This window comes from Saliphagus infecundisoli, assembly GCF_020177375.1.
In the GTDB taxonomy this organism is placed as follows: Archaea; Halobacteriota; Halobacteria; order Halobacteriales; family Natrialbaceae; genus Saliphagus; species Saliphagus infecundisoli.
This window is the reverse complement of the sequence record NZ_JAIWHV010000017.1, coordinates 48016-62253: the sequence shown is the minus strand read 5'-3', so window position 1 is coordinate 62253 and position 14238 is coordinate 48016. Positions and strand designations below refer to the sequence as shown.

At 65.8% G+C, this 14238-nt stretch carries 12 protein-coding genes; 6 read left to right on the top strand and 6 right to left on the bottom strand.

Features of this window, described 5'->3' with window-relative positions; all coding sequences use genetic code 11:
• The first annotated feature begins 120 nt into the window (after positions 1–120).
• Positions 121–1575 carry a family 4 glycosyl hydrolase gene (locus LCF40_RS16240; protein ID WP_224829273.1) on the top strand — a complete coding sequence of 485 codons (1455 nt, stop codon included), beginning with the start codon at positions 121–123 and terminating at the stop codon, positions 1573–1575.
• Between the two features lie 2 nt (positions 1576–1577).
• Here the strand turns inward: LCF40_RS16240 and LCF40_RS16235 are convergent, their stop codons facing one another.
• Positions 1578–1778, bottom strand: a complete 201-nt coding sequence (locus LCF40_RS16235; protein WP_224829272.1) for a hypothetical protein — start codon at positions 1776–1778, stop codon at positions 1578–1580.
• Between the two features lie 97 nt (positions 1779–1875).
• Between LCF40_RS16235 and LCF40_RS16230 the strand changes: the two genes are divergently transcribed.
• A complete protein-coding gene (locus tag LCF40_RS16230) occupies positions 1876–2097 on the top strand; it encodes a hypothetical protein (protein ID WP_224829271.1) in 222 nt (73 codons plus the stop codon).
• 122 nt (positions 2098–2219) lie between these two features.
• Here the strand turns inward: LCF40_RS16230 and LCF40_RS16225 are convergent, their stop codons facing one another.
• The 4 genes from LCF40_RS16225 to LCF40_RS16210 all read right to left on the bottom strand — a co-directional run bounded on the left by LCF40_RS16225 (position 2220) and on the right by LCF40_RS16210 (position 8152).
• A complete protein-coding gene (locus LCF40_RS16225) occupies positions 2220–3140 on the bottom strand; it encodes a pectinesterase family protein (protein WP_224829270.1) in 921 nt (306 codons plus the stop codon).
• A 253-nt stretch (positions 3141–3393) separates the two neighbouring features.
• The gene (locus LCF40_RS16220; RefSeq protein WP_224829269.1) at positions 3394–5331 is read right to left on the bottom strand and encodes an ABC transporter substrate-binding protein; all 1938 of its coding nucleotides are present in this window, start codon (positions 5329–5331) and stop codon (positions 3394–3396) included.
• A 231-nt stretch (positions 5332–5562) separates the two neighbouring features.
• Positions 5563–6570: a Gfo/Idh/MocA family protein gene (locus tag LCF40_RS16215; RefSeq protein WP_224829268.1), complete on the bottom strand. Its 1008-nt coding sequence runs from the start codon at positions 6568–6570 to the stop codon at positions 5563–5565.
• Positions 6571–6619: 49 nt separating this feature from the next.
• Positions 6620–8152, bottom strand: a complete 1533-nt coding sequence (locus tag LCF40_RS16210; protein WP_224829267.1) for a glycoside hydrolase family 28 protein — start codon at positions 8150–8152, stop codon at positions 6620–6622.
• Between the two features lie 144 nt (positions 8153–8296).
• On the opposite strand from LCF40_RS16210, the gene LCF40_RS16205 reads away from it, so the two are divergent.
• Complete coding sequence (locus LCF40_RS16205; RefSeq protein ID WP_224829266.1) at positions 8297–9253, top strand: dihydrodipicolinate synthase family protein; 957 nt, start codon at positions 8297–8299, stop codon at positions 9251–9253.
• A gap of 72 nt (positions 9254–9325) precedes the next feature.
• On the opposite strand, the gene LCF40_RS16200 is transcribed toward LCF40_RS16205, so the two are convergent.
• Positions 9326–10099, bottom strand: coding sequence for an IclR family transcriptional regulator (locus LCF40_RS16200; RefSeq protein WP_224829265.1), 774 nt, complete (start codon positions 10097–10099; stop codon positions 9326–9328).
• A 122-nt stretch (positions 10100–10221) separates the two neighbouring features.
• On the opposite strand from LCF40_RS16200, the gene LCF40_RS16195 reads away from it, so the two are divergent.
• From LCF40_RS16195 to LCF40_RS23455, 3 genes are all read left to right on the top strand, one after another.
• Entirely contained in the window at positions 10222–12123 is a 1902-nt protein-coding gene (locus LCF40_RS16195) for a DUF8034 domain-containing protein (protein ID WP_224829264.1), read from the top strand.
• A gap of 143 nt (positions 12124–12266) precedes the next feature.
• On the top strand, positions 12267–13517 hold the full coding sequence (locus LCF40_RS16190; protein ID WP_224829263.1) for a pectate lyase family protein: 1251 nt from the start codon (positions 12267–12269) through the stop codon (positions 13515–13517).
• Positions 13518–13911: 394 nt separating this feature from the next.
• Positions 13912–14163, top strand: a complete 252-nt coding sequence (locus LCF40_RS23455; RefSeq protein ID WP_224829262.1) for a PKD domain-containing protein — start codon at positions 13912–13914, stop codon at positions 14161–14163.
• The last annotated feature ends 75 nt before the right edge of the window (positions 14164–14238 follow it).

Genomic DNA, 14238 nt, shown 5'->3' with positions numbered 1-14238 from the left:
AAAAGTTTATGTGGGAGTTGCTCGCGGGGAGCCAAAGTGGCCGATCGCCACGGCAACGCAACCGGCGGGATCCGCCCGCGCCGAAAGAGCTATGTCCCAACGTCAGTGTGGATGCGCTGAATGCACGAATTACGACGCGAGCAGCCCGTGGAGCCGGAACGGGTGAGGATCGGCTACGTCGGCGGCGGGAGCCGATCGTGGGCAGCGACGCTGATGAACGACCTGGCCCAGTGTACGGACCTCGCCGGAGAGGTCGTTCTCTATGACGTCGACCACGAGAGCGCGCGGGCGAACGCCGAACTCGGCGAGTGGATCCAGAGCCACGACGACGCCGTCGGCGACTGGAGCTACGAGGTCGTCGAGAGCTTAGCGGCCGCCCTCTCGGGCGCCGACTTCGTGATCTGTTCGACCCAGGATCCGCCTGCGGAGACGATGGCGAAAGACCTCGAGCTCCCGGCGGAGTACGGCATCCATCAGACCGTCGGCGACACCGTCGGGCCGGGCGGAACCATGCGGGCGATGCGGGCGGTGCCCCAGTACCGCGAGATCGCCGCCACCGTCCGCGAGGAGTGTCCCGACGCCTGGGTCATCAACTATACCAACCCGATGACCGTTTGTACCCGCACCCTCTACGCCGAGTATCCCGATATCAACGCCGTCGGCCTTTGCCACGAAGTGTTCAAGGTCCAAGAGCTGTTCGCCGATCTCGTCGAGGACCATGTGAAGGGCGCTGAGGACGTCTCCCGCGAGGAGATAGACGTCACCGTCAAGGGAGTTAACCACTTCACGTGGGTCGACGAGGCCCACTGGCGCGACCGCGACCTCTACGGGTTGCTTGAGACGTGGCTCGACGCCCGGAAGCCTGTGCCTCGGTTCGATTCCGGCGAGCTCTCGGAGGCCTCTTACTTCGTCAACCACCGCGACGTCACTCAGGATCTCTACCGGCAGTTCGAGATCCTGCCCGCGGCCGGTGACCGCCACCTGGTCGAGTTCGTCCCCTGGTACCTCTCGGTCGACGAACCCGAGGAGGTCCATCGGTGGGGAATCCGCCGGACACCGAGCGAGTACAGAGTCGACCACTGGGGCGAGGGAGAACACGAGCGCCGCGACTATCTCGAGGGTGACGACCCCTTCGAGTTCACGGAGTCGGGCGAGGAGGCCGTCGACTGGATGCGCGCGCTCCGCGGGCTCGAGCCGCTGAAGACCCACGCCAACTATCCCAACGTCGGCCAATGTCCCGATCTCGCCGAAGGCGCAGTCGTCGAAACGAACGTCTTAGTGGACGGGGGCGGCGTCACTCCCCAAACGGCAGGGTCGTTCCCGCCGGAACTCCGGACCGTTCTCACGACCCACGTCACCAATCAGGAGACGATCGTCGAGGCGGGCATGGAGGGTGACGTCGACCGGGCCTACCGTGCGTTCCTCAACGATCCGCTCGTGACGATCGACACGGCCGACGCTCGGGAGCTGTTCTCCCGGCTGATCGAGGCCGAGCGCGAGTACCTCGACGACTGGGACCTCAAGGCGTCGCGGATCCTTCCGGAGGGGCCCACGCCGGCCGTCGCCGACGACTGATCTCAGAGGGTCTCCCGGCGCCACTTGATGAAGATCAGGATCGAGACTAGTGTCAGCATCACGCAGACCGCTCCAAGCGTCAACACGGCAGCGACGTACGACGGCGTCCCCGGTTCGACGTAGGGATAGGAAAATCCGAGCAGCAGCAGAAAAGTGACGTTGACCGCGACCATCATCTTCAGAAGGGGCGTCGGGATACGCATAGCCTGTCGTCGTCGCTCCCGGCTAATAAATCGTCAGGTCGGGGGCGATCGAGGAGGAGACCAGTACTGTTATTATCCGGCGGACAGGTGTGAGCGTATGGCGCTTTCACGGGGAACGGAATCCGAGGGATTCGGTCGTGGCCTGGAGATCGTCGCCAACTCCACGGCACTCAAGGTCGCGCTGTTCGGCGTCCTGCTGTGGGTCCTCGCCGTGATCCTGAGCACGGGCGTCTGGCCCGCGATCATGGCTATATGGGGGACCGCCCTGATCGTCGTCGGTGTCGGGCTCTACTCGCTCGTCTGGTGGTTCCACCAGTAACGTCTGTGCGGGCGATTCGACGGAACGGAAAACGAGCACTCGCCATCAGTGTGAGTCATGACGTGACCGACTCCGACGTACACAAGCACGGAGCCGCGTATAACTCGACTGACACGGCGCGATCAGTCTGCTGCGAGCCGACCGAGGGGGTCCCAGCCGTTGAAGATGGTCCTTCTATTGTAGTCGGTGGCTTCCTCCTCGGAAAGCTGGCGGGCCCACTCGACCCTCTCGGAGGGTGCGTTCCCTGGCCCCTCGTTGTCGTACTCCGCGTAGAACGCCGTCTCCTCCTTGGCGGGCTCGTCCCAATTGTGCCATCCGTCGGGCTCGATGTGGCCGCCTAAATACGAGCCCGTGAAAACCGTCCGCGCGTGGGGTCGCCATGGCCGGCCGAGATAGAACGATTCCGCCGACTCGTCGCCGACCACGGTACAGTCCTCGAAGACGTAGCCGAACTCCGCGTCCGCAGGGGTCGAGGCGGCAGTCACGTAACCTCTCTCGCCCTTACAAACAATCTCGCAGCCCTCGAAGACCGCGATCGACCAGCCGAACACGAAATCGACCGTTCCTTCGATATAGCATCCCCGGTAGTACTGGCGGCTGTCCCGGCCGTGGGTGTAGAGGGTATCCTGGTTGCCGAGAAAACCGCAGTTCTCGAAGACGGCGCGGTCACCGTCGACTCGGATCGCCACGGCCTGGCCGACCCGCCCGGCGTCGTTTCGGAAGGCGAGGTCCCGTGCGGTAAAGCCGTCGCCGAACACGAAACAACTCGACGATTCGGTCGTCCCCATCGCCTCGCCGAACCGGTTTGGCTTTCCGTTGTAGTCGTCGTAAGTGAGGACCGTCCGCTCGGGGCCGTCGCCGACGAGCGTCACGTTTGTCTTGGAGGTCGGAACAACGATTTTCTCCCGATACTCCCCCTCACGGATCAGAATCCGGGTCTCGGCATCCCGAAAGTCGGGCACCGCGTTTATCGCCGCCTGAACGGTTTCGAACGCCTCGCTTCCGTCGCCGGCCACGACGAAATCGTACTCGGTGTCGGACATTCCTTACGTCCCGAACTCTTCGGTGAGGGATAACAGTTATGTGCGATTATGAGGCTGCCTCACAGAGAAGGCGGCAGGAAACGTCTCCCGACTCGGAACGGACGGATTCAGCCGTTCGACGTGGTCCTAAACCCGGTCGCAGTCTACCGTCGTTTCGAGAGCCTCGGGGTCGATACCGGATACGGGAGCGGACGCCCAAAGGGAGAACGAAAGACGAATCGGGGACGGTCGCTACGAACGGTCGAGCTCCGAGTTACGCCTGGGGAACGATGTTTCCGCCGGGTGCAGTCACGAGGTTGAACAGGGCCTGCCGGCTTCCCCGGAGCCCCTGATCGCCCTCGACATACCAGTCGTTAGCCTGGACTGCGCCCGCGTCGGGCGTGTATGCCTGCTCGGCCGCGGGAAGGTACTGGTTCCAGGCCCACAGCAATTGGTGGAGGTCCTCGTCGTTACCCCGAGCGAGCCACTGGAGGCCGAGCTGTTCCTGGTTGATTGACTCGTACTCTCCGTCGCGCTCGCCGATCGGCGGAACCTGATTCCAATCGGATGGAACCCCGTGACACAGCGAGTGGAACCAACAGCCCTCGGGCCAGAGACCGCGAGTGGACATCACCGAGGTGCCGTCGGGGATCATCTCGAAGGCACCCTGGAACCGCTGGTTCCCGAAGGTCGTCCCGTCCTTGGCGTCGAGGTTGACCTCCAGACCGAGCTCGATTAGATTGTCCGTCATCACCTGTGCCATGAAGATCTGGGGGGCACCGGCCGGCGAGAGGACCGTAATCTCGAGGGGTTCGCCCTCGTCGTCCATCCAGTTTTCCTGCTCGTCATCCCAGCTGTAGCCGGCTTCCTCGAGATAGGCCTCGGCTTGCTCGATGTCAGGTTCGCCGCCGCCGTAGGACTCGAGGTTGTTCTGTTCGATGAACTCGTCGAACCGGCCGGCCTCGACGTCCGCGGGCGAGACTTTCAGTGGTGGCGCATCCATCATTTCGGCGTTCTGGCCGAGCGATTGGGCCATGTTCGCCTTGTTAAACGCTGACTGGAAGGCCTTCCGAACGTAGCGGTTGGTGGTGGCGGGGTTGTAAACGCCCTCGGAGGCGTCCGAACACTCGCTTCCGAACCGTCCCAGGTTGAAGATGACTTGCGTGAACGACGCGTGGTCACCGTTTACCGTGTAGTACTCGGGGAACTGGTTTTGGATGTCTTCCTCCGCAGGAATTCCCGAGTAAACGGCGTCGACCTGGCCGTTGGCGAACGCCTGGGGCGGACTTTCGATCTCGACGAAGGCGAACTCCGTGAACAGGACCTGGTCGGCGTAGGGGTAGTCCTCGTAACGTTCCGCGATGAACCGCGTGTCGTCGGAATCGCTGAACATGAACGGGCCGTTCCCGTACGGTTCGTCGATCCGCATTTCCAGGAAGTCGGTTAGGGCGCTCTCGGCCCCGCTCCAGTCCTCGTCATCGAGGAGCTGGTGAAGTTCCTCGGCGCTCTCCTGGTAGAGATCTCGCTTGACCTGGATATTCTCGGGAATGACGTTCGAGTGAAGATAGGACTCGCTGAGTTCACCCTCCTCCCGGAGAGTCAGCTCCATGGTGAAATCGCCGGTCTGTTCGTAGCTCTCGATGGCCGGCGACCAGGACCAGTCGTCCTCGCGGTCCTCGGGTGGGTTCGAGATCCGGGTCGTCGCCTCGTCGAGTTGCAACTGGACGTAGTAGTCCTCCATCGTCACCTGGGTTCCGTCGTGCCAGGTGGCATCGTCCCGAAGCGTGAGTTCGAGGACCGAGGAGTCGGGGTCGTACGAATAGTCGTCCCCGAGCACCATGGTCCAGCTATCAGTGTTCCCGTGGTAGATGCTGAAGTGAGCGTTCAGGAAATTCCCCGGTGCTTCCTGATTGTACGCGTACGTGGTCGGATTATAGGCGTTCCAGTTGAGGTCGGGAATCGGCTGTGCCGATTGGGGGTACGGAACCGTCAGCCGGGCGTCCGTGACCTCCTCGACCGGCTCGCCCTCGGGATCGCTTTCGTTGCCGGTCTCGTTGCCGGTTCCGTTGCCGTTTCCATTACCGTTGCCGTTCCCATTGCCGTTTCCATTACCGTTGCCGTTCCCATTGCCGTTTCCATTACCGTTGCCGTTCCCATTGCCGTTTCCATTACCGTTGCCGTTCCCATTGCCGTTTCCGCCGTCATTACCCATACAGCCGGCGAGGCCGGCTGCTCCAGCGATGGCGCTGTTTCTGAGAAGTCCCCGACGGGTTAGGTAACTGAGCGATCGATCCCCTTGACTACCGTTGTCTCCCGACATGCGATCCCTATGTTCGGATACAATGATTTAAATCTTTCCTAGCGACTCGGGAGAGCTATATAACCACGGCCTTCACCCCGGATCGCGGATCCACGCCACAGCTGTATCGGATGCCCCGATCCCTTACCGCCCGCGGATGCTCCCGACGTCGACCCACTCCCCGCGTTCGGACGACCGCTGGGCGGCGAAGACGATGTCGAGGGCCTCGCGTGCGTCCACGGGCGTGACCATCGGCTCTCGGTCCTCGCGGATCGCCTCGAGGAAGTCCCGGACCTGGCCGGGGATCCCGACGCCCATCGGGAACGGCTCGGCCGCGTCCTCGATCGGGCCATCGACGGTGACGGCCTCGTCGACGTCGTCCTCGTGCCAGCGGACGGTCCCCTCGGTGCCGTGGACCTGGAGCGTGATCGGGCGCTGGGGGTAAGTCGCGGTCGTGGCCGCAAGCTGGCCGTAGCCGCCCTCGGAGAACTCGACCATGAGCGCAGCGGTGTCGGGGGCCTCGACGTCGTGGTGGAGCGTGTCCAGGCCCGCAGCGACCCGGTCGACCCCGCCGGCGGCCCACTGGAGCAGGTCGACGCCGTGGAGCGCCTGCGTCAGCAGGATCCCGCCGTCGAGGTCGGTCGTCCCGTGCCAGGCGACGTCCTCGTAGTAGGCGGGCTCGCGGTGCCACTTCACCTGGACGTCCGCGAGGACCAGCTCGCCCAGCCGGCCGTCGGCCGCGGCCTCCCGCGCGAGGCGTGGCCCGCCGAAGGTGCGCCGCTGGAGGATACAGCCGAGTTTCACCCCCGCCTCCTCGCAGGACTCGACGGTTCGGGCGACCCGCTCGGGGGTGACCTCGAGGGGCTTCTCACAGAGGACGTCGACGCCCGCCGCCGCGAGATCGGCGACGATCTCCGCATGGGTCCCGTTGGGCGTACAGACGCTTACGGCGTCCAGGTCGGCCTCGACGGCCATTGCTCCGGGGTCGGTGTACCACTCGGTCCCGTAGCTCTCTGCGAACGCGCGTGCGTTCTCCTCGCTGACGTCGGCGCAGGCGGCGAGGGTCGCCCCCTCGGCGTCGCGGACGACGTCGGCGTGGTTCGTTCCCATCCCGGCACAGCCGACGATACCGTATCGGATCTCGGATGCCATTCGTCGGGAACGAGGAGGAGGCACCGAGTTATAGGTTGTGATGCCGGCGCTACTGCCGGTCAATCTCGAGGTTCGGGGCTCCGTCCACGTCGATCGTCGGCGAGCCGTGGTTCCCGCGAAGCGAGATCGTCCGCGTCTCCTCGCCGTCGGCCCGCAGGAAGGGGCCGTCGTCGGGAAGAACGCAGCCCCGGATCCGGGTCGCCCCGACGTCTTCGAGTTCGAGCGGGGGCGGAGAGCCGGACTTGACGGAGAGGCCGTCGAGCGAGACGCGGTCCGTATCCTCGAAGCGCATCGCGGGGGCGTCAGGGGTTCGGACCGTCACGTCCGAGAGGGAGACGTCGGCGATCGACTTGCAGAACAGCCCGTGGGCCTGCTCGTAGCCGTCGGCCATCGCGGGGTCGAGATCCGTCGCGTCCAGAGAGCGGGTCGCGTCGATCCGGACGTCGGAGAACGTGATCCCCTCAAGGCGTCGCTCGGGGAGACCCGCGAGGAAGGCCGCCGACTCGACGTCCCGCGCGGTGATGTTGCTGAAGTGGACGTTCCGGACCATCGGCGTCGACTCGTCAACCGGTTGGGGATCGCTATCCAGCGGCGTGAAGTAGTAGCCGTTGACCACGAACGGGCAGGCAACGGTTCGCATGACGATGTTCTCGAAGTGGAGGTCCTCGACGACGCCGCCCCGACCCCGCTGGGTCTTGATCCGGATGCCGCGGTCGGTCTCGGTGAACGTGCAGTTGGAGACGGTCACGTCCCGGACGTCCCCGGACATCTCCGAGCCGATGACGACGCCCCCGTGGCCGGCCTCGACCGTGCAGTTCGTGACCACGATGTTTCGGGCCGGCTCGCCGACCTCGCGTCCCGGCTCGTCCTTGCCCGACTTGAGACAGATCGCGTCGTCGCCCGCGTTGATGTAGGTGTCGCTGATCCGGACGAACCGCGAGGAGTCGACGTCGATCCCGTCGCCGTTTGGCGCGTCCGCGGGGTTCTCGATCGAGACATCGTGGATCGTGACGTCCGCGGAGTAGACGACGTGGGTGTTCCAGAACGGCGAGTTCCGGAGGGTGACTCCCGACACCGTGACGTTCTCGGAGTCGTAGATCTGGAGCAGGGGCGGCCGAAGGGTGAAGGAACTGACGTCGTCCTGGTACTCGTTTCTCTCGGCGAACTCCGCCAGCCGGTCGGCCAACCCCTCGGGGTACTCTGCGTCGTAGAACCCCCACCAGTACTCCCCGGAGCCGTCGACCGCGCCCTTCCCGGTGATCTCGACGTTCTCGGCGTCCCGGACCCAGAGGCAGGGGTGGAAGCCGACCTGATCCCAACCCTCCCAGCGGCTCTCGGCGGTCGGGAAGGCATCGTAGTCCTCAACGAACCGGAGCGTCGCGCCGTTCTCGATCCGGAGGGTCGTCTCGTCGCCGACCTGCAGCGGTCCCGTGACGAACTCGCCGGGCGGGATCGACACGGTGCCGCCGGTCCCGGCCCGGTCGTCCAGCGCCTGCTGGATCGCCTCGGTGTTCACGGCGTCCGACCCGCGCTCGGCGCCGAACGAACGGATATCTACCGTCGTGTCGTCTTGCTCGGGCATCGTTCCCACGTTTTTCAGGACGGACATAAGCGTTGTGCGTACCCGTAGCTCAGGGCGAATCGGACCCGAATCGACGAGACGTTTCGAACGGCGTCGGATACCCCGACACAAAAACTTATTATCCCGTCGGGTCGTTTCCAACCCATGCCGTCCGCAGAAGTCGCATCCGACCTGAAAGACGTCGCTGCGGGACTGTTGACCCCGTTCGACGACGCCGATACGGACGAGATACTGTTAGCGGAGCTGTCGGCGACGACCGACTGGCTCTACGACGAGGGGATTCGCCTCTTTCTGGCGGGAGCCAACGTCAGCGAGTATCACTCGCTCTCGCGCCAGGAGCGGATCGACGTCGTCCGCGTCCCCTGCGAGACGCTTCCCGCGGACGCGACCGTCCTCGCGGGCGTCGGCGGGAGCACGAAGACCGCGGTCGACCTCGCGCGGACCCACGAGGAACACGGCGCGGACGCGATCATGGTGATGCCGCCCCACCACACGTTCAAACACGAACGCGGCGTCGCCGACTACTACGGTCGGATCGCCGACGCCGTCGACGTCGGCGTCGTCCCCTACCTTCGGAACTTCGAGGTCACGGTCGGACTCGTGGAGGCGATCGCCGACCACGACAACGTCGTCGGGATCAAGTGGGCGATCTCCGACATCGAACTGTTCGCCGAGTGCGTCGCGACCGTCGACAGCGACGTCGTCTGGGTCTGCGGGATGGCCGAGCCGCCCGCGCCCGCCTACTACCTCGAGGGCGCCGAGGGCTTTACTGCGGGCGCGACCAACGTCGAACCCCGCCTGGGACTGGCGATCTTCGAGGCCCTCGAGGCCGGCGACGTCGAACGGGCCCGCGACCTCCGGGACCTCGCCCAGCCGTTCATGAACCTCCGGAGCGAACCCGGCACGGACAACGTCTACCCCGGGGCCAACAGCGTCCCCGTGCTCAAGACCGGTCTCGAGTGCGCCGGCCAGTACGGCGGTCCCGTCCGGGAACCCCTCGTCGAACTCGACGACGAGGACCGCGAGCGTGCCGAACGCGCCTACGACCACATTCAGGACGGTCTCCGGGAGCAGTCTCCAGTATCCCCGGAACGGCGATAGCGACGGGAACGACGATGGCGACGGCGGGTTCCTGGCCCCGCTTCCCGAACTGATCGCCAGTCGCAGGGCCCGCTACGAGAACTTGGTGTTGAGTTCGATCACGTTCGCCGCCCGGGTGACGAACTCCGGGAGCTCGTCGTGGATCCGGTCGTCCGTGAACCGGCTCTTCGGGCCGGAGATGCTCACCGCGCCCAGGATCTCGGATTCGCTCTTGACGGGAGCGGCGACACACCGTAGCCCCGCGATGTTCTCCTCGTCGTCGATCCCGTACCCTCGCTCGGCGATCGTCTCGATCTCGTCGTACAGTTTCTCGGGCGAGGTGATCGTGTGGGACGTGTGGGCGACGAACTCGGTCGCGCTGACGATCTCGTCGATGCGCTCGGGAGGCAGGAATGTGAGGATGGTCTTGCCGAGTGCCGTCGCGTAGATCGGCTGCTGGGCGCCGACGCTCGAAGCGGTCTCGACCGCTTGCTCCCCACTCGCCTTGTGGAGGTAGGTGACCTGGCCGTGCTCTTCGATCCCAAACTGGGCGATCTCGCCGGTTTCATCGGCCAGCGCGTCGACTTCCTCCTCGATGACGTCGTAGTTGCCGACCTGATCGCGGACGTGTTCGGCCATCCCCAGGATCTGCAGGCTCAGCCGGTACTCGTCGCCCTTCCGGACGACGTACTCCAGCTCCTCGAGGGTTCGAAGGTGGCTGTGGATCGTGCTCTTCGAGTGGTCCAGCCGGTCGGCGAGTTCGGTCACGCCGGCACCGTCCCGTCGTTCCAGGGCGTCGATGATGCTGAACGCGATCTCGACCGATCTGATCGTCCGGCCGGGGCGGGATTCGGGTGGCTGTGTCATACCGGGAGGACTGTCCCAATGCATCATAAACCTGTTCCCGCGTGGGGAACCAGCGGGAGGGGGTCGACCCCCGTGGTTCCGGAACCCCAACAGTCATGCTCGCGAACGACCCGGGCACGGACATGCTCGAACTCGAGGCCACGACCGCGATCGACCAGCCGCCCGACTGGGCGACCGACCAGCGACGACTGTTCGACCTGCTCGAGACCGCCGTCGAGCGGTTCTACGGCGACTACTTCGGCGAGAGCGGCGAACCGTTCTGGCCGCCGGAGGACCACGTCGGCGTCGACGGCTTCGACGACGTCCTCGAGGGGTTCTACAACTGGCCGCTCGTTTACGCGATGGGTGGGGACGAGCGCTTCCTCGAGTACGCTCGGGAGGCCCGCGAGGCGGCCGTCGAGCGGGGAGCGGAGACGGAGACGCCCTTCGGCCATCCGATGGTCGTCGACGGGTTCGAGCAGTGTCGCGACTGGTTCCACCTCGGCGAGTCGAACCAGCTGACCTACAACATGGGCCTGGCTGCGCCCGAGGACCAGGGCGTCGTCTCCCGGGCCAAGCGATTCGCCGGGCTCTACCTCGGCGACGGCGACGTGGAGAACTACGACGCCGACCGGCGGCTGGTCCGGGCACCACAGACCGGCAGCATGGGCCCGGAGTACGCCGATCTCTCGGCCTTTGGCTCCCAGTCCACCTTCGGCGGCTACGGCTCGGAGTACCGGTGGGCGCGCCACGGGCTCCCCTGGCGGGACCTCGAGTTCGAGTCGGCGACCGAGTTGCTCGATCCCGACAACGAGGAGCGGCTGTACGAGATCTACGCCGAACGGTGTTCGAAGGGGGATATCCCGTTGAACCTCGCGATCACGAGCCTGATGACCAATGCCTACCTCCACACCGGCGACGATCGCTACCGGGAGTGGGTCGAGGAGTACACGGAGGCTTGGCGCGAGCGCACGGCCGAAAACGGCGGGATCATCCCCGACAACGTCGGGCGTTCGGGCGAGATCGGCGAGTATACTAACGGGAAGTGGTACGGCGGCTTCTACGGCTGGTCGTGGGGCGGCTGGCACTACGTCGGGATCGGGCCGACGGTGGCCGCCGAAAATGCCGTCCTCCTCTCGGGCGACCGTGAGGTCCTCGACTTCCCCCGGTCACAGCTCGAGAACCTGATCGAGCGCGGGATCGAGGTGAGCGAGGACCCGATCCACGACACCCTCTACATCCCCCACAAGCACGGCGATCCGGGCGACTACCACTACGACGCCTCGGGCGTCCTCACCGAACCCGACGGCGAGGTGCTGTGGCGCGACGGCTGGTACGAGTTCCGAACCCACCGGGACGACCCCTACGCCGTCCACCTCTGGTACGCCTCGATGGACGGGGCCGACCGCGAGCGGCTCCGACGGCTCCGGGACTGGGGGAGCCGCGACTGGGACCGGGTCGATCCGCGCCCGAAGAGCAAACACGGCGCCGGCCACGAGTACGCCTGGCTCGCCTACCTCGACGGCGAGTTCCCCGACTACCCCGAGCGGATCCTCGCGGCGAGTCGCGCGCGGGTCCAGGATCGACTCGATCTGATGGACGCGGAGGGTGGGGAGCCGGCCGACCTCGACGAGGACTACCTCCGGGACCGCAACCCGGTGTTCCACCGGGGGCTGCTCCAGCTCACGATGGGTGCCCCCCAGCCCGTGTACTACGGCGGGCTGGTGATGGCCCAGCTTCGCCACTTCGATCCCGACCGCCGCCGACCGGGGCTCCCCCCGGGCGTGAGCGCGCTCGTCGAGGACGTGACCGCCGAGGGCGTCGAACTGACGCTCGTCAACACCGGCGCCCGGCCCCGGGAGGTGATCGTCCAGGCCGGCGCCTACGGCGAACACGAGTTCACGACGGTCCGGGCCGACGGCGCCGAACGGCGAGCCGGCGGGGCGACGCTCGACGTGACGCTGCCCGCGGGCACGCGCATGAGCCTCTCGGCGGGCCTCGAACGGTTCATCAACGACCCGAGCTACGCGCTCCCCTGGACGTAGGCCCGATCTCCTCCGTATTCGCACGGGTCCTCCGTAGACGACCCACCGCGGTCGTGGTCGATCCGTCCGCGCTCGGGATCTGTTCGTCGCTCTAAATAATACTTATTAGTGTTGGTGATAGTCTCGATAACGGTGCGACGCCAATGACACAGGACAGACGGACGTTTCTCGGAGCGATCGGTGCGGGGAGCATCGGCGGCGCGGGACTGTTCGCGAGCAACGCGGCTGCGGCGGGGAACGGACGCAGCGGCCCGGGTGGTCGGGGCGGCCCGGCCGCAGGGTCGTACTTCGACCCCGATGACGGGTTCGCCGACGCGGCCCCGTGGCTCGACGACGACACGCCAGTGTATAAGGTGACGGAGCCGACACGCGAGGCGCTCGACGCGGCCGTAAACCGGAGCGGTCCCCGGGTCGTGGTGTTCGAGACGAGTGGCACCATCGACCTCGGCGCGGAGCGGTTCACCATCAAGGAGGACGGACTGTACCTCGCGGGACAGACGGCCCCCTCGCCCGGAATCACGCTGATCCGTGGGGGCATGTGGGTCGACGCCGACGACTGCCTCCTCCGACACGTTCGGGTCCGCCCGGGCGACGCTAACCAGGAGGAGGGGTGGGTTCCCGACGGGGTCCGGACGGCAGACGGGACCCAGAACAACGTAATCGACCACTGTTCGATCACGTGGGCCGTCGACGAGAACGGCTCGCCCGGTTACGACTCCGTCGACACGACGTACTCGAACTGCATCATGGCGGAGGGGCTGGCCGACGCCACCCACCCGAAGGGGACCCACTCGTACGGGACGCTCGTCGGCGACGGGTCGACCGGGGTCGCCCTCCTCGGCAACGTCTGGGCGCACAACATCGGGCGCAACCCCCGGCTGAAAGCCGAGACGGAGAGCGTCGTGGTGAACAACGTGATGTACCACTACGACGAGGCGACCAACGTCGACGACTCGACGGTCGCGAGCGTCGTCGGGAACTCCTACCTCCGCGTCGACGAGGGGGACTACAACATCGAGGGCGGCAGCGCCGAGATGTACATTGAGGGAAACATCACCGACCCGGAGACGCCGATGGTCGGCCCCGAGGTGGTCCGTCTCGACGAACCGCCGGTCTGGCCCGACGGCCTCTCGCCGCTGTCGGCCGAACGGGCGGAGGACCACGCTCTCGCGTACGCGGGCGCGCGACCGGCCGACCGGACCTACCACGACCGCCGGGTCGTCAGCGACGTCCGGACCTTCGACGGCGACTACATCGACAGCCAAGAGGAGGTCGGCGGCTACCCCGACCTCCCGGTCAACACCCGGCAGCTGAACGTCCCGAAGGGGGAACTGTGGCAGTGGCTCGAATCCCACGCTGTCCGGGTCGAACAGCCCGGCGCCGGGTCGCGCTAACGCGCGCTCACTCGTCGTAGTGGAACTCGGTCCACGGCCCCCTCTTCGAAGGGTGCTCCTCAATCACGTCGAGGGCTACGTCGACCCCACGCTTCTGGGATAAAGCGTCTACAGACGAATCGTGGTGGAACCAGATGAAATCGGAGGGGCATTCTGTCGAACGTCGGTGACACTCTGCGAGTCGTAGAGCAAGACATGCTGAGTGGCGCGCAACACGTGATTGTGGAGAGGGAACGTGAGTCCTGCGGCTTGCCCCAGGCAAGCGACCATTGGCGATCTCGTTTCAGCCGCCTTGTCGAAGTGACTGACCAACCGCCCGGACGAACGTCCTGACGGTCATGACAGCGGCGAGCTGATTTCGCGGTCCATCGCCGTGGCGACGGCTGTCTCTACCGTGTTCTCCGAGCCCGAGACCCACCATACGAGGGCACTCGTCCGGCTCGGCGACGCCGGCCAGGAGACGGGCTGGGAGCCCGACGCGATCCAGATGGGCGACGACCGCTGGATCGATTCCCTCGAGTGGGACTTTGGCGACGGCACCACCGAGACGGGGTGGTGGAGCGACCACCGCTACGACGAAGCCGGCACCTACACCGTTTCCCTGACGCAACCGACAACACCGGCTACTCGACGACGGACACGGTGACGATCGAGGTGTCCTGAGCACTAGCCACGAGTACGCCCGACTCACGGACGTGAAAGACAGGTTTCCGGACCACCG